Below are 20,185 nucleotides of genomic sequence, written 5' to 3'. Positions count from 1 at the left end.
GAGCAGCATGCCCACCCTCTTCCACCTCCGCACCAAACCGGCTATTGCCTCTCATCCATGCGCGACCCTGATCCGATCACAACGGCCATTGCCACTCGCCTTTCGGCGCTGCAGTCCTCGCAGCAGCTGTCAGCGTGGTCGATGATCGTCACCTTCATGGGCGATGCGATCGGCCCGCGCGGCGGCGTGGTTTCAGCTGCGGCCCTGCAGGGCCTGATGCAGCACTTGGGCATCGGCGCCGGCGCGGTCCGCACCGCAGTTTCGCGCCTGTCCGCCGAAGGCTGGATCGAGCGCAGCCGCGAGGGCCGCAACAGTTTCTATCAGCTCTCCGGCGCCGTTGGGGAAACCGTCCGCGCTGCCGAACGCCGCATCTATGCGGCTTCCTCGCTGCTGCCTGCCGATACGCAGCGAACCCTGGTGATCGCACCGGGACCTCTGCCGGAAACGGCCTTGCAGGCGCTGGAAGCGGAAGGTGCGCTGCAGATTGCACCGCAGGTGATGCTGGTCTTCACCCGCCTCGACGCTCTTCCGGCGGATCTGGTCCATACCGGCGCGACGCTGGCTGAAGCGCCCGTGATCCTTGCCGGCGCATCCATGTGCACTCACATCGCCGCAGTCAGGCAGGCCGATGAAATCGAGAGCCTGCGCCAATCCTATCTCCCGGTTGCCGCGGCCCTCAAGCAGGTCCCTGCGCCCTCGCCCGAAGACGCCATGGCGCTCAGATGCCTGATGATCCATGAATGGCGCCGCCTGGCGCTCCGGGTTCAGTCGATCCCCGCCGATCTGATCCAGCCGGACGATCCCGAGCCCGCGACCCGCGCACTCATTGCCCAAATCTACGCTGAGTTGCTGCCCGCTTCTGAAGCGTGGCTTGATGACAACGCCACGACACCGTCAGGAGCCCTGCCACCGCCCGACGCCCGACTTGCCTCCCGGTTCGGCGGATGAACAACAGGCCTGCCATTTTGAGCCATATGTTACAAGTTGATATTGACATGCTTCATACTTGTAACATATAACGGACTCAACATCGGAGGACGTCAGCCATGTACAGTCAGGGCCTTATCGGCGCGGATTCAAGCACCACGGAATCGGAAGAGTTTCTCGCAGCTTTCCAGGCGCGGATCGACCGCGAGGAAAAGATCGAACCCAACGACCCGATGCCCGAAGGTTACCGCCGCACGCTGGTCCGCCAGATTGGCCAGCATGCGCATTCGGAAATCGTCGGCATGCTGCCCGAGGGCAACTGGATCACCCGCGCGCCGTCGCTCCGCCGCAAGATCGCGCTGCTCGCCAAGGTGCAGGACGAAGGCGGCCACGGCCTCTATCTCTATTCCGCCGCCGAGACGCTGGGCGTCTCCCGCGAGCAGATGACCGAGGAGCTTCTGTCGGGCAAGGCCAAGTACTCCTCCATCTTCAATTACCCGACGCCGACCTGGGCCGACATCGGTGCCATCGGCTGGCTGGTCGATGGCGCGGCGATCATGAACCAGATCCCGCTCTGCCGCTGCTCTTTCGGCCCCTATGCCCGCGCCATGATCCGCGTCTGCAAGGAAGAAAGCTTCCACCAGCGCCAGGGCTACGAGATCATGATGACGCTCGCCCGCGGCTCGGAAGAGCAGAAGCAGATGGCACAGGACGCGCTCGATCGCTGGTGGTGGCCGTCGCTGATGATGTTCGGTCCCTCAGACACCGACAGCACCAATTCCGACCAGTCGATGAAATGGAAGATCAAGCGCTTCTCCAACGACGAGTTGCGCCAGAAATTCATCACCGCCACTGTGCCGCAGGCCGAATATCTCGGCCTCACCGTTCCCGACCCGGATCTCAAGTGGAACGAGCAGACCAAGCTCTACGACCACGGCGAGATCGACTGGGCCGAGTTCAAGGCGGTGGTGTCCGGAAACGGCCAGATGAACCGCGACCGCATCCGCGACCGCAACAAGGCCTGGGACGACGGTGCCTGGGTGCGCGAGGCCGCCCTCGCCCACGCCAGGAAACGCGCAGACAATCAGCATATCGCCCGGGAGGCCGCAGAATGACCGACAAGCACGACCTTACGCCGCTCTGGGAAGTCTTCATCCGCCCGCGCAACGGCCTGCATCACCGCCATGTCGGCTCGCTGCATGCCGCCGATTCCGCGCTGGCGCTTCAGGCCGCCCGCGACGTCTACACCCGCCGCGGCGAAGGCAACTCGATCTGGGTGGTCCGCTCGTCCGATATCGCCGCCTCCGACCCGTCCTTTGCGGAACCGAATTTCGAGCCGGCCGACGACAAGATCTACCGTCACCCGACCTTCTACGACATTCCCGATGAAGTGGGGCACATGTGATGGCCGCGCCGGAAACCTGCGTCCCCGCCATCCTCGAGATCGCCGATGACTGCCTGATCCTCGGCCATCGCCTGTCGGAATGGTGCGGCCACGCGCCGATCCTGGAAGAGGAACTGGCGCTTGCCAATATGGGGCTCGACCTGCTCGGCCAGGCGAGTGCGCTCTATGCCCATGCCGGCAAGCTCGAGGGCAAGGGCCGCAGCGAAGATGACTTCGCCTTTCTGCGCCGCGAGCGCGAATACGTGAACTGCCTGCTGGTCGAACGCGAGAACCGCGATTTCGCCCACACGATGTTGCGCCAGCTCTATTTCGCAGCCTTCATGCAGCCCTTCTGGCGCGCCATTGCCGCCACCTCGTCCGACGAAACGCTGCGCGGCATCGCCGCCAAGGCCGAGAAGGAAATGGCCTATCATTTGCGCCATTCCGGCGAATGGGTCATCCGCATGGGCGACGGTTCGGATGAGAGCGCGGCGCGCATGGCCGACGCCGTGATCGAACTGCACCGCTACACCGGCGAATTGTTCATGGCCTCGCCGGCCCGGGCTGCGGCCATCGCCGACGGCCTGCTGCCCGACCCGGACACCTTGCGCGCCGAGTGGGACGAGACCGTCGCCACGGTGTTCAACGCCGCCAAACTCGAGCTGCCGGAGATCCGCGTCATGCAGAAGGGCGGCCGCGACGGCAACCATGGCGAGGACATGGGTCACCTTCTGGCCGAGTTGCAGTTCATGCAGCGCGCCTATCCCGGCCATACGTGGTGACCACCGTGAGCCAGTCACCGACCATGAGCGAAGGCCGGGACAATGGTGCGCGCAACGACGTTGCCGATTTCGAGCTCGCCCGCGCGCTCGAGGTGGCAAGCGGCGTGCCTGATCCGGAAGTGCCGTGCGTCACCGTTGCCGATCTCGGCATCCTGCGTTCGGTCACCCGTGATGACGCGGGCCTTATCGTGGTCAGACTCACCCCGACCTATTCCGGCTGCCCCGCGGTGATCGCCATCGAGATGGCGGTGCAATCCGCGCTGCTCGACGCCGACATCGAGGCCAGGATCGAGCGCGTGATCTCGCCCGCCTGGACCACCGACTGGATCAGCGAGGAAGGCCGAGAGAAACTGCGCGCCTACGGCATCGCCCCGCCGGTGGGATCCTCCGGAGGCCGCCGCGCCTTCTTTGCTGAAGACGTGATCGCCTGCCCGCGCTGCGGCTCGGCGCACACCACCAAGGTTTCCGAATTCGGCTCGACAGCCTGCAAGGCGCATTACCGCTGCGACGACTGCGCCGAACCCTTCGATTATTTCAAGTGCATCTGAGGATCTGACCGATGGCCGCACCCCGCTTCCACACGCTCGAAATCGCCGCTGTCCGCAACGAGACCCCGGATGCCGTGGCCATCAGTTTCGCCATCCCCGAGGACCTCGGCGACGCCTTCGCCTTCCTGCCGGGCCAGTACCTGACGCTGCGCGCTGAGGTGGACGGCGAGGACATGCGCCGGTCCTATTCGATCTGCTCGCCATTGAACGAGAAAGACCGCCGTACAGTCGGCGTCAAGCGCATCGCCGACGGACGCTTCTCGAGCTTCGCCCAGACACTGAAGAAGGGTGACCGCATCGAGGTGATGCCGCCGCAGGGCCGTTTCACCGCCGAGATCGGCGGCGACCATGACTATCTGCTGCTCGCTGCCGGCTCCGGCATCACACCCTGCCTGTCGATAGCCAAGTCGGTGCTTGCCGGCGAGCCGGACTCCTCCGTCACCCTGCTCTATGCCAACCGCAACTCCTCGAGCGTCATGTTCCGCGACGACCTCAATGATCTCAAGGATCGCTACACCACCCGCTTCACGCTGCTGCACGTGATGGACGAAGAGACCCAGGACGTCGAGATCATGAACGGACGCCTCGACGCTGAAAAGCTCGAAAACCTGGCGGCTCTCGGCGTCATCGATCCGAAAGCCGCAGACGCCATCTATATCTGCGGCCCCGAGCCGATGATCCGCTCGGCTTCGACCGCCATGGCCGCGCTCGGCGTTGACGAGGACAAGATCAGGTTCGAGCTCTTCACCCCCGCCCCCGGTTCAACCCCGAAGCCCGCCCCGGCCAAAGCCAACGGCGCGGCCAATGGCGCGAAACACGGCGCCTCGGTGGAGATCATCCTCGACGGCGCCCGCCGCACCATCGAAGTCGACGCAAGCGCCGACACCGTGCTGACCGCCGCCATGAAAGCCGGGCTCGACCTGCCCTATTCCTGCGCCGGCGGCATGTGCTGCACCTGCCGCTGCAGGATCGTCGAGGGTACGGCCACCATGGACGAGAACTTCTCGCTCGAACCCTGGGAAATCGAGGCCGGCTTTACACTCTCCTGCCAGGCGCGCCCCGACACCGACAGACTGGTGCTGGATTTCGACGCGCAATAGGAGTTTGGGGGCAATTACCTGTCCCCATCGTTTTCCGTCATCCGCCACGCTGCGCCGGCGCGCGGCGGTTGCGGCCGAGCGCCCAGCCGAGCGCCACGCCGACGGCGAACACCGGCACCCAGATCGGTGCGTCGAACCTCATGTAGCCCAATGCGCTGTCAAGCCGGGTCGAGCCGTCCGGATTGACGCCGGGCGAAACCTGCAGGAAGAACAGCACGGCCACCACCAAGAGCAGCGGAACCAGCGCATAAGCCGTCCCGCGCACGGCGCCCCAGCGATAGGCGAAGACGAAGCCCAGGATCGCCGGCGCGATGAAATCGGCCAGGAACGCCATCGGATTTTCCAACCAGAATCCCATTCCCGTCTCCATCCCATGGCCTGACATGCAAGCGATCGCGCCAGGCTGCACCCTCGATCGCTCGCCTCAATTTATGGCCATGCGGGCAAACAGGCAAGATGACCCGCTGGTGAGGCGGCCCGCCTGAGCCCGCCTCACCAGGTCCGGTTCATTCCGGCCTATTTCCCGCCGATGCTTTCGGCGGACGCCATGCCCGGCGCGTCGGACTTGCCGCCGAGCTTGTCGCGCACGCCCTTCTCGATCTTCTCGCCGGTCTCGCCATCAATGTTGCGCCAGTACTCGAAGGCGCGCTCGAGCACCTTCTCGCTGACCCCGTCGCAGAGATGGCCCACGACATTGTCGACCAGGCGGCCGCGCGCGTCCTCGTCCATCACTTCGCGCACCAGCGCGCCGGCCTGGCTCCAGTCGTCATCATCCTCGCGCAGCGTGTAGGCCGCACGCACCATGTCGCCGTCCGAATGCCAGAGGCCGGCCTCCTCGGGCGCCGGCTGCGCCGCAGGCCCGCCATAGGAATTGGGCGCGTAGACCGGGTCCGAAACATTCTCGGTCCGCCCCGCGCCGTCCTTGGAATAGCTGTGCACCGGGCTCCTGGCGGCATTGACCGGGATCTGCTTGTAATTGACCCCGAGCCGCGCCCGGTGCGCATCCGCATAGGAAAAGCCGCGCGCCAGCAACATCTTGTCCGGCGACAGCCCGATGCCGGGCACCATGTTGTTGGGCTCGAAGGCGGCCTGCTCGATCTGGGTGTGAAAATCGGTCGGGTTGCGGTCGAGCGTCAGCTTGCCGACCTCGATCAGCGGATAGTCCGCATGCGGCCAGACCTTGGTCAGGTCGAACGGGTTGATGCGGTAGGTCTTGGCGTCCTCGAAGGGCATCACCTGCCATTTCAGCGTCCAGCTCGGATGGTCGCCGTCGCGGATCGCGTTGAACAGGTCGCGGCGGTGGAAATCGCCGTCTGAGCCCGCCAGCCTGTCGGCCTCGTCCTGGCTCAGATAGGCATTGCCGTCGCCCTGGTCAGTGTGGAAATGGAACTTGACCCAGAACCGCTCGCCCTCTTCATTGACCAGCGAATAGGTGTGGCTGGAATAGCCGTTCATCTCGCGCCAGGTCTTCGGGATGCCGCGGTCACCCATCAGGTAGGCGACCTGGTGGGCGCTTTCGGGCGACAGCGTCCAGAAATCCCACTGCATGTCATGGTCGCGCATGTCGTTGTCGGCGCGCCGCTTCTGGCTGCGGATGAAATGCTGGAACTTCATCGGGTCGCGGATGAAGAAGATCGGCGTGTTGTTGCCGACCATGTCGAGATTGCCTTCCTCGGTGTACATCTTGACCGAGAAGCCGCGCGGATCGCGCCAGGTGTCGGGGCTGCCGCGCTCGCCCGCGACCGTCGAAAACCGCATCGCCACTTCGCAGGAGGCGCCGGGCTGGAAGATCTTCGCCTTGGTGTAGCGCGACACGTCCTGCGTCGTCTCGAACCGGCCGAAGCCGCCCGAGCCCTTGGCGTGCGGCTGCCGCTCGGGAATGCGCTCGCGGTTGAAATTGGCCATCTGTTCGAGAAGGTAATGGTCGTTGAGCACGATCGGGCCGTCGGGGCCGATGGTCAGCGAATGCTCGTCGCTCTGCACCCGGATCCCGGCATCGGTTGTCGTGTGGGGGGTGGTGTGCGGGATGTCTTTCTTCTTCGTCATGCTGCGCCTCTCCTGTGTCTCAAGCGAGGACAACTCAACCGCACCGCGAATGTTCCCCAGGCAACCCGAAATTGCCGGCCCGGGCGATAAGGTGCCCGGATGCCGGTTTCGGACGAAACTCTCGGGCGCCCAGCGGGCCGTCCCCCGCAGCCATCGCCCGACGCCACCGCCAGCCGCCATCGCCAGCCGCCATCGCCAGCCGCCATCCGGACAGCCCGAACCGGCCCGCGCGGCACCGCCGCCGGGTGTGGGAAAGGATAGTCCGGAGGGCCGCGCGCGGGCAGTGCCTCAGGGAAAGTGGGTATTGGGTGGCGCTGACAGCGCGCGGCCCGGAACTCGCCGGATGGCGTCCCCACCCGACAGGCGTCGGCCTCGCACGCACGTGGAGGTTGGCTTACTCACCTGCCCCTCTTCAGGGCCCTCCACCCGGGTTGCCCCGGCCGCGGCCTGGACGGGCCGCGGGAGATGCTTTGGGCGCGTGTTCCGGCACGGACCCTGACGCGAAAAGATGCGCCATGTCCGCCACAGGCCCGCACCGGTGATCCACCCCGCCCGTCAGGCAGGCAACAGGACCCCGGCCCGGTGGCTGGCTTTGCACGGCGCTCCCGAAAGAGCGCCGCCCGCCAGCGGAACCGCGTTGGCCATCGCCTCCCCCCGCCCGACACGCTGACGTTTGCGCACCAGATCAGGGGGCATTCCCTCCCGCCTGGCTCGAAACGTTCGCGATCCATCCGGCAGCGGGAGCGCACCGAGTCTGCCACGGGGATGGGAGGTGTGGATGAAATGGGGTGGATTTATTGGGGAAAGGGCGGGATTGTTGGGGTGGTGGGGCGGGAATGTGCACGCCGCCGCCCCGCCGCTATCCGTCGTCATCGTCGGCCACAGAGCCGAGGATCCATTCCGTACCCTATCCACGTGTAGCGAGGTAGAGATGGTTATATACGACCGCTTCGCCCCCATAGCCGGCCTTTCAGAATCAGATGCTTGCTTCCTGAAAAGGGTGAGGAACTCCAGCAGAAATCGAGTCGGCAGCACACAGATCATTTCAGCTGCTGTGCTGGTCGAATCACAAAAATAAGTGCATTAGTTTCCAGTATTTTCGATCGGCAACAGCAGATTTAGCAGACACCATGGCTAAGGCGAGAAAAAACAAATCGATCAGTGAAGAGGCAAAGCTTGCAGCGGAGCAGGCGATTATCGCCGTATCGAGGCAGGTAAAGTTCAACGTCGCGGAATATCCGGTGTCGATGTACGTGAGCAGGTTCAAGGACGATGTTAGCGATCGATATTTCGTTCCGGAATATCAGCGAAATTTGGCTTGGAACGACGAGCAGAAGTCTCAGTTTGTGGAATCGTTGTTGGTGGGCCTCCCGATCCCATTCATGTTCTTCTATCAGACCCCGGAAGGCCGCATGGAAATCGTGGACGGTTCGCAGCGCATGCGTGCGATGCGTTCGTTTCTGAAGGAAGGCTTGCGGCTCCGCGATCTGGTATTGGTACCAGAGCTCAATGGTTTTTCGTTTTCTGATCTGCCGATCGATCGTCAGAACAAGCTCGAAGATATCACGATCCGCACGATCCTACTTGATACGGACACAGACCCGGCGACACGCGCGGAGATGTTCGCGCGCATCAACAGGACGGGTACGATGGCCAATGAGGCGGAGATACGCAGGGGTTCTCTGCCTGGTCCTGTTACCAGCTTGATCCAAGAGCTTGCCGAGTCGGCTCAGTTCGTTGAGGCTACACCCCTTACCGAAAAGGCCGTCGCGCAACGCGAGCGTGAGGAACTGGTGACACGATTTTTTGCTTACCTCAACAGGAACGACACTCCGGATGGCCGCTTTCCCGGTTACCGCGATCGACCGAAGAAATTCCTATACGACTATCTTAAGGACGCGAACACGGCGGCCGAGGCTGATCCTACGATCATACCCGCAATGCGGGAGGAATTCGTACGAATGCTAAACTTGGTCGCGGCTTCCTTTCCACTCGGTTTTCGCAAGACCGCAACCGCAAACACCGTGCCGCGCGTCCGGTTCGAGGCAATAGCGGTTGGCTCGGCGCTTGCCTTGCGCCAGGACCCCAACTTGGTCGCGGCACCCGAGGCGGTGGCGGAAAGGATGGTCAATGCCAACTTCGACCGGGTCGTGGTGTCCGATGGTGCAAACGTCCGATCGAAGCTCGAGGGGAGGATCGATCTCGGTAGATCGCTCTTGATCGACGAATGACAGATCTGCATGTGACCCTTGCCGAGCGTAGGCAGGAATTCGACGGCCACCTTGCATTCGCGGCTGCGCTCGACCGGCGTCTGATCGACGGCGACACGATTTCGATCGGCGAGATGGCCCTGTCCGCGCGTCACCTCTTAACGATCAAGTCGGGTCTTATTGTACATCTTTACAACGTCGTCGAAGCGACGATGACGAAGGTCATAGACGAGATCGGCAAGGAATTGTTGGCGGTACCACCATCACAATGGTCGCACATCACCGTCAAGGAATGGCTTCGTCACTATGCCGCGGTCGGTGTGGATGGTAACGAACATACGAGACTTGAAGTCGTTCATGGCGCGGCATTGAGACTGCTCGCCAGAGAGCCAATGACAGACTCGAAATTCAAGAAACCCTCCGGGACCTGGTCCGATAAGATCATCCTGGAGTTCTCTCGGCGGCTTGGAGTGGACTTTCCGCTTAATGCGCAGATGGCACCACGAATCCAGCCATCGCCAAGATACAGGGATATGACGCCTTTGGAATTCCTAGCCGACCGAAGAAACGCGATCGCGCATGGACGGCGTACTTTCGAGAATGGTGCGAACGACCTTACCCTGCCTGAGATCGCCGAACTTGCTTCGGTAACTCTCGACTATCTGGCGCTAGCGGTGACGGCGTTTGAAAGCTATATTGTCGGAAAACAATTCAGAACTGCCAATGCATAGAATGGAACAATCAGAAATTGTAGCTGTCGATCTCTTTTGCGGAGTAGGCGGGCTCACCTACGGACTGCAATCGTCCGGCATCTCGGTGAAGCTCGGCGTTGACATAGATCCCGACTGCGCCTACCCGATTGAACAGAATTCAAACGCAACTTTTCTGGAGGCTGACGTCGCTTCCCTTGATGCGGGGGTCATCAATGGCGTTTTCGAGAACGCGAAAGTCAGCCTGCTGGCGGGGTGTGCTCCATGTCAACCCTTCTCGACGTATTCTCGCGCGGCGAAGCAGAAGCATGGTGATGCTGCAGGAGAGAATCGCAACAAGGATTGGCGCCTTGTGGAGCACTTCGCCACTCTCATTGAGCGAGTCCAACCGGATCTAGTGACGATGGAGAACGTGCCCCCTTTGGCGCAGCAGCCCGTCTTTGGGCTGCTCCTGGAGAAGCTTCAGCGTTATTGGGTCGATTGGCGGGTTGTCGAGTGTCAAGCAATCGGCCTTCCTCAAACCCGGAAGCGCCTTGTCCTCGTCGCGTCCCGACTTGGGCCAATTGCCATTCCCGATTTTGAAAAGCCTACACTGACTGTCCGCTCTGTGATAGGCGATCTACCTGCACTAGAAGCCGGAGGCCAGGATCCCAATGACCCGCTGCATCGGGCAAGTAAGCTAAGCCCCGTGAACCTGGCAAGAATACGCCATTCGAAGCCAGGAGGGACTTGGCGTGACTGGCCGGTGGACCTAAGATCCTCGTGCCATCTCAAAGATACCGGGGCAACTTATCCGTCGGTTTATGGAAGGATGCAGTGGGATGCACCTGCGCCAACCATCACGACCCAATGCTTCGGATACGGCAACGGGCGATTTGGGCACCCGGAGCAGGATCGGGCCATCAGTCTGCGAGAAGCGTCAATGCTCCAAGGCTTCCCCAAGGACTATTCGTTTCTTCCGGACGAGAAAAGCGCGAGCTTCGACAAGCTCGGACGTCTGATCGGCAATGCGGTTCCGGTCAAGCTCGGACAGGTCATAGGCGAGTTGTTCACGGAACATGTCGCTAAAATCCACCTGCACAGTTAAAAACACTAATGTGGCGCCGCAGGATCGGCCCATGGTCTTTAATTACGAGCCATTCTCCCATCTATTACGTTTCCTTTATCGGAAAATGAGTGGAAGATACCCCGTGACAATCGGCGATGACAAAAAGTCAACGCGCAATTTTCAACGTCACTAGACCCTAACTCCTAAATCCTACCTGTCCGCCAACGGCCCCATTAATGCCATGCGTTCCCGACGCAGCCACCGCCGCTCCGATGACCCCACGGACTTCGGGCGTGCTCACCCGATCGCTTCGACGATCTTCCTGAGCTCCGCGTTCCGGGCGCCGAGCATCAGCACGTTCTTGAGCGCGGTTTTCGGGTCGGCGGTGCGGAACAGGACGCCGTTGTCGCGGATGTCGCGGTTGATCACCTGGCGGCGGTTTTCGCCAGCTTCCGCGTTTTTCATCGCCACGGCGAAATACATCCGGGAATAGCCGGGTTTGACGTGGTGGAAGAAATGCTCACGCGCTGCCTGCTCGGTCATGCTGTCGCCGGCGCCGGCCGCCACGGTCTCCGCGGGAAGGACCACGGCCTTGCCTGCGGCGATGTCGTCCACGCTCTCGGCACCGATCTCGGCGGAGAAATTGGCGATGTAGAAGCCCCAGGTGACGTCCTTGTGGTCGGCGAAATCGGCCTTCGAGGCGGTGACGTGGACGTAGCCGAGATGCGGCGCGGTCGCCAGCGTCTTGTGAAAGATGATCTCCGGGAAGCGGATCTTGCGGTGAAAGCCGTTGAGCCGCTGGTGCGTCTTCCGGCCGGCCTTTTCAAGCCGCTTGCCGGTGCGCTCCGCCACTTCCTCCTCGGTCAGGTAGCGGCGTTCTTCCGCGACCCAGTCATCCTGCCGGTTGATCCGCCCGGTCCTGAGAAAGTTTGTGTGGATCGCCTTTGCGGGAACAAGCGCCTGCCCCTTTGACTTGGCGGCATAGTATCTGAACATCGACATTTCGCGCCCGGGCTCCGGTTTCCTGAGCAAATCTATCGGCTTAAATGGTTAACCAATTGCTTCACCCCTCCCCCCAGAAACGGCCCATGAGATTTGGGCTGGCCCCGCCGAGCCATCCGGTAAGGCCATCGGCCTGCCCGGGGGAGAGCCCGCCCGGGGCCGCAAGCAGAGGCCGGCGGCAGGCGGTCAGAACCCGTGAATTTGCCGCAAAGAATCGTACCGGCGCTGTTCGAGACCGGCAGGCGGAAGGGCCCAGGCCGGTTCCCGCTGTCGCCGGGCGTGCCCCTACTTTTCCTCGAGCGCCAGATGGATCGCATGGGCGATCATCACGTCGAGATGCGCGCCGCCGCCGTTCTTGAAGACCGTGATCTCTTCGGGCGATTGCCGCCCGGCCCGGCCCTGCACCAGCGCGTGCATGTCGCCCTCAATGTCCTCGCGCGCAATCACGCCCGCGTCCATCGGGATCATCACCTCGCCGATATGGCCGACCGTGGTGGCGAAACTGTCGACGAACAGCCGCCCGCGGGTGAGCGCCGCATCATCGGCCTCGCGCATCGAGGGCGTGTAGGCGCCGACGAGGTCGACATGGGTGCCCGGCGCAAGCATGTCGCCCCTGATCAGCGGCTCGGTCGACATGGTGGCCGAGGAGATCAGCCCGGCGCGGGCAACAGCAGCGTCGAGATCGCGCACCACCTCGGCGGCGATGCCGTCGCGTGTCAGCTGCGCCACCAGTTCGGCGGCGCGGGCCTGGCCCCGGTTCCACACCATCACCCGCTCGATCGACGGCCGCACCGAACGGTGCGCGTCAATCAGCGGCCGCGCCATCGAGCCGGCGCCGACCATCAGCATGGTGGAGACATCAGGCCGCGCCAGGCAGGAGGCGCCAAGTGCGGAATCCCCCGCCGTCTTCCAGGCGGTGAGATCCACGCCCTCGAGCACGGCGACCACGTGGCCGCGCGCCTCGTCAAACAAGAGCACCTGCCCCTGCACCGATGGCATCGGCGGGGTCTGGGACGGATTGTCCGGATAGATCGTCACCGCCTTGACGCCCGAGGCGAGGCCCGGGATCCAGGCCGTGCGCACCAGCATCTTGCGGCCCGCCTGCTCGATCAGCGAATCGCGCAGGTCCGCGGGCTGCATCAGGTGCCCGGCCCTCAGCGCCTCCACCGCGAACGGCCAGGAACAGACCGATCGAATGTCGTCTCCGGTAACAATGCGCATCTTCACTCCCTCTCACTGCAAAACTCTCGCGGTCCGGCCCGTCAGGCATGTGCCGGAAAAGGCCCAGGGACCGTTTCCCGACCCGGCCCCGACCCGGCCCCGGCCCGGCCCCGGCCCGGAAGGTCGGTCGGCCCGCATCTAACTGACCCGGCGCGCCGCTTTCAACCCCGCGCCCCGAACCGGCGCCCGAAGCCGGCGCCTTGCCCCGGGAAACGGCAACCGGCCGGCAGCGCGTTGCGCCACCGGCCGGGAAGCATCTCTGCGGTTGAGGCCGCCTGCTATTTCTTCGTCTGCGTCATCGCCCGGCGCGCTTCCTCCAGCGTCTCCTGCATGTTCTGCTGCAGCACCTTGAAGGCTTCGGTCGAGGATTTCTGCGCGATCCCGGCAATCTCGCTGGTGTTCTTGATCGCCGCTTCGAACGAGCGCCTGGCAAATTCGGCCTGGGCCGTCATCAGCGACTGCGGACCGCCACCACCCTTGACGGTCTCGGCCATGGCCGAGATTTCCTCAAGCGCCTCCTGCACCATCGCGCGCTGCCGCGCCATGATCTCCGAGGCGCCGCTGCCGGCGGTCTTGGTCGCGGTATCGAGCGCCTGCAGGTTTTTCTTGTGGCGCTCGACAATGGCCTCGAGGTCGGGCGAAGGAAGCTTCATGTCCTTGCCGAAATTCATGAACATGGAGACCAGGTCGTCGGTGTTCTTCTTGTCGGTCATAAAAGTCCTCCGGGTTGTGGCGGGCCCTCCCGCCGGTTGCTGTGGTTGGCCGCCGCAGCGGTACCTGCGGCCGATCCTATCAGACTTGGCGGCATCACGCCGCCGCCCGTGGCAGGTTTTTTCTCCACCCTTGAATCCATATCGCAACGCACCATTTATTGTGCATCGCACAATTTTTTTGCGGTATCACATCGAAGCTTCGTGTCGCAACGAGCGAAGCCGAACCATTGCTCACAACGAGGATGACACCATGACCAAGACAACCAGGACCAACACAAATACAAAGACCAACACCAGCACGTCCGGGACGACGCCGGAAATGGCAGCCGCGGAAGCCGGCCGGATCATCAACGACACGCTCGACGCATTGCGTCCCGGCCTTGACGTGCCCGCCGCCGCACGCGACTTCGTCGCCGCACAGGCCGCAACCGCGCAGGCCCGCGTCGAGGACGCCCGCAAGGGCGCGACAGAACTCAACGCACAGGCCGGCAACGCCGCCATGTCCCTCGCCGGCGCCTATGCCGGTCTGGCCAGAACCATGATCGACATCTCCGCCGCCAATGCCGGCCATGCGCTTTCGGCTGCCGAAAGGCTCGCCACGGCAAAGACGCTGCCCGAGGCCATGCAGATCCAGGCGGATTTTGTGCGCGACAGCGCCAGCGCCAATTTCGATCGCTTCCGCGAGCTGACCGACACCGCCCGTCAGACAGCCTCGGAGGTCGCCGCCACAACGCAGGACTCTGCGCTCAAAGCCTGGAGCCTCACCAAGACGGCCGCCTGATCCAGGTTTCTGACAAGACAGTACAACGACGCCCGGGACGCGACCCTCGCTCCCGGGCGCCTGCACTCAACAGAAGACATTTCCAAGCGATATCAGAAGCTTGCAAACAGAAACGGATTCAGATTGGCATCAAGCTGAATCAGTTTCTTATATGAGCGATCCTGAAATTGCGGGCGCCTCACCCACCACCGGCGGCGGCAGCGCGAAGTCACGGCTCTTGAGCTTGCGGCCGGCGAGCCTGAGCCCGTCGGCGACATTGATCCGCCCGACCGACTGGTCTCCGGCAAACTGCATCTTCGCACCGAAGCGGCGCGCCAGCGCCTTCATCGCGTGGTTCTGCGAACCGGTCATGACGATGATGGTAGAAATGTCATTTTCAGAAGCAGCCCGCAGAAGCGCCTTCAAGAGCATCGTTCCGAGCCCCTTGTGGCGCCAGTCCGACGCCACGGAAAAGGCCGATTCACCCTGCCCCGGTTCAATCCGCCCGCCGGTGTGCAATTCGGCGACCGCCACCAGGTGATCATCGGCAAAGGCGCCGATGACGATGGCTTCGTTCAGCGAGCGGGCGATGTATTTGTCGAGCCATTCGTCCGACACCAGACCGTTGAACCGGTCACGGAAATCCTCGAAGTGGAGTTCGTGAATATGATCGCGGAAGGCACTCGCGTCAGCGGGGCCGAGATACCTCAGCCTGATGTCTTCGCTTAGAGCAACTTGCGGTTCACGCGGTTTGAAAAGAAACTTCAAGAGCATTGTCGACCTCCAACGGTCATTCCTCCCGAAAGATCCTGCCTACGATCTAATGCTGCAATGCAGCAAATGCAACACACATTTATATGACTAAAGTCATATTCCGTGTTCGCCACTCATGCACCCGCCCCTGCGCCGGTCTCACCGCATTGGAGGGCCGAAAGGGACAGTGCGTCAAGCAAAGCGAGGCGGGACGCGGGTGATCGGATGGAGCTGAACAGTCAAGCAGCCTTGAAACAATTGGTTCGGTGCCAATCAAGATAGTACCGATGTGGTCGCAATCGCGGGTCCTCTGGCACCAGCGCTTTCATGTCCGGCCTCAGAAGATGCGAAACATCATGATTGAGATGCCGGGATCTCAAGATCGTATAGTCATCACTCATCGAGAGCAGGCCACGATCGAACATCCAGTGCACCGTTCCTGACAGCGCGATACCATTCTGCACAGAATCGGGCCCGTCCTTTTCAACAGGCATGATGTGTGCTGCTTCAACTTCTGGACGGCCTTTTCCGTTAATGAGCCTCAAGCCTGTGAATGCACAGCGCCGGTCATAAGCAATCCGAACGTGCTGCCGGAATTTCACATCCCGGAAACGTCGGTTGAGCAACTGCTCGACGAAAGGGCGGACAAGCGGCGTTTGGGGTTGGTCGTCAAATCCAATGCCAGGCTCGACATCATCATAGCGTTCGGGCCAGGGTGTCCGTTCACTCAAACCTGCAGTCAATATGGCATCAAACTCTTCATCACCGATCACTCGAACAGCCTGAACCGCGCGCCCCCCGCTCACCTTGCCATCTGCAAGGATCAGTTTTCGCTCAAAGCCGCCGTTTTCTCGATACCCAACCATCCGATCGAAATCGATGTAGTGATCAAGATCTGCGTAATAATGGTCCGCTCGCAACGGATCCTGGCGGATACCCGTCAAGAGTGCCGTTGCCCAATAGAAACGCCCCGCTTGGCTTCCCAAAGGGCCGTAATAGACGATAGACCGCCCAACAACCTGCTCGACCCTCGAAAGATATTGCCTGGGAAAATGGTAATAGAGTGCTGGCAGGTCGTCATAGGCACTGTCCGCCTTGTGATAGAAAACCGCCGCAACCATTCGAATCGCCCCAAGCTTCGCCGTAGGATCACTCACCGCAGCTTTGGCAAATATTTGCAGAATAACAAGCCTTTGGTGCTGGCTCGCGGCATCTCTGCCACGGAGCATGCCCAGATCGCATCTGTGCGGAAACATGCGCAGCCAAGCGGCCAGAGCCAATCCCAAGGCAGGCCGCCCTTGCGCTGCGCCAGGTCCTGGCCGCTTCGGAGAGCAGATGCGGCCAGCACGCCAAACCGCAGGTGTTTTTGCGCGGGCGGGAAATCGGCGTGCATGAGATCACCGGGCAGCCTGGGAGAAGCCATCGGCAAAACGGCCCGGCCCCGTCACGGGACCGGGACCAGTCAATGTCAGGGCTTGATGTAGGTGTAGCCCATCTGCTGGAGATGCGAGAGTTCGGCCACGCCGCTTGGCACGATGTCTTCCTCGAACACGTCGAAGAGATCGTCCTGGTAGCTGATCTTGCGGCCCTTGAGCGTGTTGTTGCAGACATTGATCGCCACATTCTGGCCCTTCAGGCTCAGCACCTGACCCTGCAGGGCCTCATTGGTCTTGGCATGCGATAGCAGGCCCAGGCCGTTGCCGTGCAGCACCACCCGGATTTCCATGTTCTCCGCGCCGACTGCGTTGATGTGGTTCTGGATGTTTCTGAGCGCGCCGCGATAGGCCTTGTCGTCCTCGCCGCCATTGTAGTTGATGTGGTAGACAACCTTCTGCTTGCCATAGCGCTCATTGGCGCTGGCATTGCCGGCAATGGCCAGCACCAGTCCGAGTGTGATCGTGACCGCCGTGAAAAGTCTCGTGAAAAGTCGCATGAGTTCCTCCCGAATGTGACTGTGATGCGCGTCGCTGAGTAACAACGTCGCGCATCACAGTGTCGCATCAGCAAGGATCGAACTTAACTGGAAGGACTGCGTGTTTTGCGCGTTCTCAGCCTAGGGAAACCCCTTGGTCGTAGCCCAGGCGGGTGGCGATCTGCACCAGATGCGCCATGGTTCCGGCTTCCGTCTTGTGCAGCAGATTGGTCCAGTGAAACTCGACGGTTTTCGGACTGATCCCCAGAGCAATGGCAATCGCCCGGGTCTGCTTGCCATTGCAGATCAGTTCCAGGATCTCGCGTTCGCGCTGGGTCAGCCGCTTCATCCTGTCCTCATAGACTTCAAACTCCGCGGGCATGCGCGGTTCAGGCTGGTGTGCTGCCGCGGTGGGCGCCGCCACCCGGCGCTGCGCATAGAACAGGGCAGCCGAAACGCCCATGACAGCAAGCGCCGCAAGGCCGAACAGCAGCCCCGGCGTAAGCACCGGCGGAGCCGGACTGGCCGAAGCCGCAAGCGCTACCCTTGCCTGGTAGCTTCCAACCAGCTTGCGCGTGTTCTCGTAGGACAGCGGCGCCGACCACAGGTCGCGCAATCCGTAACGGGCCGAGATCTCCGCCTCCTGGCTCCGCAGCAACGCAAGCAACACCGTCTCGCGCAGTTTCTTGTCAACCTTCGGCAGCGCCGCGAAGGGCCATTCGGAAAACAGCGGACTGCTGGACCTGTAGGGAAAACCGGGATGATCCTGCTGATTGAGAACCCGGAAATCATCGAGTTCGATCTGCCCGTCGCCGGCAAGAATTTCCAGAAGGCCGGCACGGATGATGCCGGCATCAACCTCACCGCGCGCCACCGCGGCAATTACCTCGTCATGGGGAAACCCCATGAAGCGCAGCGACGCAAGATCGCGGAACGCATCGACACCCTGTTTCTGCATCTGGCTCCAGGCGATCTGAAAGCCGCCGAACGCATCCGGACTGACCGCAGCCACCTTCCTGCCCTTCAGATCGTTGAGCGAGGCCACCGCGCTGTTTTTGGCGACAATGATCGCGGTTCCGAACCGCGACAGATGCGAACCGGAGATTTCCGCCCAACGCTCCCTTGTCGCAATGGCACTGAGATCATGCCGGGCGGAAAGCGCAACATAATGACCGGGATTGGTGATCAGGAAATGCAGCCTTCCGGCTTCGATCTCGCCCTCCACAGATGACAGGGTCACCGGCAGCAGCTCGAACCTCCAGCTATCGACACTGTCGCTGAGATAGGCCGCAAGCGGTGTCCAGTCCGCAATTGCGGCCCTGTTGCCGCGATAGGCCAGCACGCCGATGCGCGCCACCGCATCACCGGAGGCACCGACCTCGGATGCGGTCTCCTGCGCCCGGCCGCCAATGGCCGCCAGCAGTTGGCATACTAAAATCAGCGCAATGCCCGTCAGTCTCGCTCCATGCAAGGCCTGTCTCCTCCCTGGAGATCATCCTACACATGCAATCTGACGAATACCATCCACCGGAAAAACCCGCGACACGACCCGATCGAGGACGCGAAGGAAAGCGACCGCAGCGCTCGCCCCGATCAATCGATCGGGATCCGCTCGAGTTTCTTCAGCCCGGCCAGCACCTTTTCCGAAGCCACGTTGACCATGTCGATCTCGCCCAACGCACCCTTCACATTGCCGGCGTTGAACTTCCGTGCTGCTTCGATGCCATGCTGGTGGACAGCTGCGTGCGGCGCCTCAAGCGCGATAAAATCAGAGTTGGAGCCGATGACGGTGTTGCGAAGCCCGTCATACCATTTGCCCAGCCGGCAATTGTGGTGATTGGCAAGTTCGTCCGCCTTGAGCCCCTCCCGCCCGATGATCATGTTGGCCAGACGCCGCTTCCAGATCACATGGTCCGATTGCGCCAGCTTGACGATCTTGTTGGGGAAATTCGCCTTGCCGAGATAGAGCAGCCGCGAGTTGATACCCGCCTGCGCGTCGTCCATGCAGTCGACCAGGTTTTCCAGCTGTTCCAGCGAATTGCTGGAACTCATGGCAACGGTACCGATTCCACTGGCGACGCTCTGCGACGCTTCCTTTTGCTGTTCCAGCGCCACCGCGATGTGGTCCGCATTGGCAATCACGTCACTGAGTTCCTGAGATGCCTTTGAAAGCGCCGTGCGAAGATTGGCAAGCGCCGCATCGCCGTTCTGTGCCGAGGCCCGGCTCGTATCCATCGCGCTCACCATGCCGCTCAGTCCGCTGTGCAGGCGAGTGACGATTTCACCGATTTCCTGCGTTGCGACCGCGGTCCGGTCGGACAGTGCCTTGACCTCGGCGGCGATCACCGCAAAGCCACGACCGGCCTCGCCAGCGCGGGCAGCCTCGACAGCCGCGTTGATCGCCAAAATGTTGGTCTGCGACGCGATCTTACGGATATCGGCGGCAATGGCCGAGATGTTGGTGCCCAGTTCCTCGACCACGCCGATGCCAGCGCTGGTTTCCACCAGCGCCTGGTTGATGGTCGACATGCTCTTGGCAGTTTCGCCCAGAGCCTCTTCGCTGATGCTGCTGGCTTCATTGGCGCGCCGGACATTGTTCCTGATCTCCTCGCCATGCTGCGCCACCTCGTTCACAGTGGCAGCCATCTCTTCCGCAGCGGCAGCAATCCCTTGTGCCTCGCCATCGATATGACGCAAGTCATAGAGCAGCTTGGCCGACATCGCCGCGGTCTCATTGACACTGATCGAGGTCTTGACGACATCGTCAAGCTCGGACGAGGACCGGTCGCGGCAGCGGCGAATAAGCGCGGCAACGGACCGCGACAATTCATCCGACCCCTGCGGCTCGCGCGTGAAATCGTCATTGATGGCCGATTTGATACACTCGAGCAGGGCTTCCGTTTCCGAAACATCCGCCTGAACACTGACACTTGCTGGAAGGCCCACTTCATTCTCCTCAAACCAAGAAACGCGTGGGTTTTCTCCAACCCAAGTTCTCGCTACTCTTAATTAGCCTTTGTTAACCAAAACTTATCGGCAACGGCGATCAGAACGAGTTTTTTGACGAGC

20 protein-coding genes are annotated in these 20,185 nt (G+C 62.0%); 10 read left to right on the top strand and 10 right to left on the bottom strand.

Annotated features, from left to right (window positions below; all coding sequences use genetic code 11):
• The first annotated feature begins 57 nt into the window (after nucleotides 1-57).
• From SPHINGO391_RS07165 to paaE, 6 genes are all read left to right on the top strand, one after another.
• On the top strand, nucleotides 58-948 hold the full coding sequence (locus tag SPHINGO391_RS07165) for a PaaX family transcriptional regulator C-terminal domain-containing protein (RefSeq protein WP_193217218.1): 891 nt from the start codon (nucleotides 58-60) through the stop codon (nucleotides 946-948).
• A gap of 98 nt (nucleotides 949-1,046) precedes the next feature.
• Entirely contained in the window at nucleotides 1,047-2,042 is a 996-nt protein-coding gene (paaA, locus tag SPHINGO391_RS07160) for a 1,2-phenylacetyl-CoA epoxidase subunit PaaA (RefSeq protein WP_152008177.1), read from the top strand.
• Nucleotides 2,039-2,332, top strand: a complete 294-nt coding sequence (gene paaB, locus SPHINGO391_RS07155) for a 1,2-phenylacetyl-CoA epoxidase subunit PaaB (protein WP_152008176.1) — start codon at nucleotides 2,039-2,041, stop codon at nucleotides 2,330-2,332. The genes paaA and paaB overlap by 4 nt, the downstream gene beginning before the upstream one ends.
• A complete protein-coding gene (gene paaC, locus SPHINGO391_RS07150) occupies nucleotides 2,332-3,093 on the top strand; it encodes a 1,2-phenylacetyl-CoA epoxidase subunit PaaC (protein ID WP_152008175.1) in 762 nt (253 codons plus the stop codon). Before paaB ends, paaC begins: the two co-directional genes overlap by 1 nt.
• Nucleotides 3,094-3,098: 5 nt before the next feature.
• Complete coding sequence (gene paaD, locus SPHINGO391_RS07145; RefSeq protein WP_244615139.1) at nucleotides 3,099-3,641, top strand: 1,2-phenylacetyl-CoA epoxidase subunit PaaD; 543 nt, start codon at nucleotides 3,099-3,101, stop codon at nucleotides 3,639-3,641.
• An 11-nt stretch (nucleotides 3,642-3,652) separates the two neighbouring features.
• Nucleotides 3,653-4,741 carry a 1,2-phenylacetyl-CoA epoxidase subunit PaaE gene (gene paaE / locus SPHINGO391_RS07140; RefSeq protein WP_152008174.1) on the top strand — a complete coding sequence of 363 codons (1,089 nt, stop codon included), beginning with the start codon at nucleotides 3,653-3,655 and terminating at the stop codon, nucleotides 4,739-4,741.
• A gap of 37 nt (nucleotides 4,742-4,778) precedes the next feature.
• Here paaE and SPHINGO391_RS07135 read toward each other — a convergent pair whose 3' ends face one another.
• Entirely contained in the window at nucleotides 4,779-5,099 is a 321-nt protein-coding gene (locus tag SPHINGO391_RS07135; RefSeq protein WP_152008173.1) for a hypothetical protein, read from the bottom strand.
• Between the two features lie 158 nt (nucleotides 5,100-5,257).
• Nucleotides 5,258-6,787 carry a catalase gene (locus SPHINGO391_RS07130; protein ID WP_152008172.1) on the bottom strand — a complete coding sequence of 510 codons (1,530 nt, stop codon included), beginning with the start codon at nucleotides 6,785-6,787 and terminating at the stop codon, nucleotides 5,258-5,260.
• 1,130 nt (nucleotides 6,788-7,917) lie between these two features.
• On the opposite strand from SPHINGO391_RS07130, the gene SPHINGO391_RS07125 reads away from it, so the two are divergent.
• The 3 genes from SPHINGO391_RS07125 to SPHINGO391_RS07115 are packed head-to-tail and all read left to right on the top strand — an operon-like array spanning nucleotide 7,918 to nucleotide 10,794.
• On the top strand, nucleotides 7,918-9,018 hold the full coding sequence (locus tag SPHINGO391_RS07125; protein WP_152008171.1) for a DUF262 domain-containing protein: 1,101 nt from the start codon (nucleotides 7,918-7,920) through the stop codon (nucleotides 9,016-9,018).
• Complete coding sequence (locus SPHINGO391_RS07120; RefSeq protein WP_152008170.1) at nucleotides 9,015-9,728, top strand: MAE_28990/MAE_18760 family HEPN-like nuclease; 714 nt, start codon at nucleotides 9,015-9,017, stop codon at nucleotides 9,726-9,728. The genes SPHINGO391_RS07125 and SPHINGO391_RS07120 overlap by 4 nt, the downstream gene beginning before the upstream one ends.
• Entirely contained in the window at nucleotides 9,682-10,794 is a 1,113-nt protein-coding gene (locus SPHINGO391_RS07115) for a DNA cytosine methyltransferase (RefSeq protein ID WP_244615138.1), read from the top strand. The genes SPHINGO391_RS07120 and SPHINGO391_RS07115 overlap by 47 nt, the downstream gene beginning before the upstream one ends.
• A gap of 258 nt (nucleotides 10,795-11,052) precedes the next feature.
• Here SPHINGO391_RS07115 and SPHINGO391_RS07110 read toward each other — a convergent pair whose 3' ends face one another.
• The 3 genes from SPHINGO391_RS07110 to phaP all read right to left on the bottom strand — a co-directional run bounded on the left by SPHINGO391_RS07110 (nucleotide 11,053) and on the right by phaP (nucleotide 13,691).
• Nucleotides 11,053-11,757, bottom strand: a complete 705-nt coding sequence (locus SPHINGO391_RS07110) for a DUF6656 family protein (protein ID WP_152008168.1) — start codon at nucleotides 11,755-11,757, stop codon at nucleotides 11,053-11,055.
• 285 nt (nucleotides 11,758-12,042) lie between these two features.
• The gene (locus SPHINGO391_RS07105) at nucleotides 12,043-12,978 is read right to left on the bottom strand and encodes an ornithine cyclodeaminase (protein WP_152008167.1); all 936 of its coding nucleotides are present in this window, start codon (nucleotides 12,976-12,978) and stop codon (nucleotides 12,043-12,045) included.
• Between the two features lie 278 nt (nucleotides 12,979-13,256).
• On the bottom strand, nucleotides 13,257-13,691 hold the full coding sequence (gene phaP, locus SPHINGO391_RS07100; RefSeq protein WP_152008166.1) for a TIGR01841 family phasin: 435 nt from the start codon (nucleotides 13,689-13,691) through the stop codon (nucleotides 13,257-13,259).
• A gap of 250 nt (nucleotides 13,692-13,941) precedes the next feature.
• Between phaP and SPHINGO391_RS07095 the strand changes: the two genes are divergently transcribed.
• Nucleotides 13,942-14,472: a phasin family protein gene (locus SPHINGO391_RS07095; RefSeq protein WP_193217217.1), complete on the top strand. Its 531-nt coding sequence runs from the start codon at nucleotides 13,942-13,944 to the stop codon at nucleotides 14,470-14,472.
• 147 nt (nucleotides 14,473-14,619) lie between these two features.
• Here the strand turns inward: SPHINGO391_RS07095 and SPHINGO391_RS07090 are convergent, their stop codons facing one another.
• From SPHINGO391_RS07090 to SPHINGO391_RS07070, 5 genes are all read right to left on the bottom strand, one after another.
• Complete coding sequence (locus tag SPHINGO391_RS07090; RefSeq protein WP_152008164.1) at nucleotides 14,620-15,225, bottom strand: GNAT family N-acetyltransferase; 606 nt, start codon at nucleotides 15,223-15,225, stop codon at nucleotides 14,620-14,622.
• Between the two features lie 218 nt (nucleotides 15,226-15,443).
• Nucleotides 15,444-16,490, bottom strand: coding sequence for an HNH endonuclease (locus tag SPHINGO391_RS07085; protein WP_244615137.1), 1,047 nt, complete (start codon nucleotides 16,488-16,490; stop codon nucleotides 15,444-15,446).
• A 182-nt stretch (nucleotides 16,491-16,672) separates the two neighbouring features.
• Entirely contained in the window at nucleotides 16,673-17,137 is a 465-nt protein-coding gene (locus SPHINGO391_RS07080; protein ID WP_152008163.1) for a DsrE family protein, read from the bottom strand.
• Nucleotides 17,138-17,252: 115 nt separating this feature from the next.
• On the bottom strand, nucleotides 17,253-18,587 hold the full coding sequence (locus tag SPHINGO391_RS07075; protein ID WP_152008162.1) for a PhnD/SsuA/transferrin family substrate-binding protein: 1,335 nt from the start codon (nucleotides 18,585-18,587) through the stop codon (nucleotides 17,253-17,255).
• Nucleotides 18,588-18,709: 122 nt separating this feature from the next.
• Entirely contained in the window at nucleotides 18,710-20,062 is a 1,353-nt protein-coding gene (locus tag SPHINGO391_RS07070) for a methyl-accepting chemotaxis protein (RefSeq protein ID WP_152008161.1), read from the bottom strand.
• Nucleotides 20,063-20,185: the final 123 nt, after the last annotated feature.

This window comes from Hoeflea sp. EC-HK425, assembly GCF_902498795.1.
Lineage (GTDB): Bacteria > Pseudomonadota > Alphaproteobacteria > Rhizobiales > Rhizobiaceae > Hoeflea > Hoeflea alexandrii.
The sequence above is the reverse complement of the archived record's forward strand: the minus strand, read 5'-3'. Positions and strand labels throughout refer to the sequence as shown.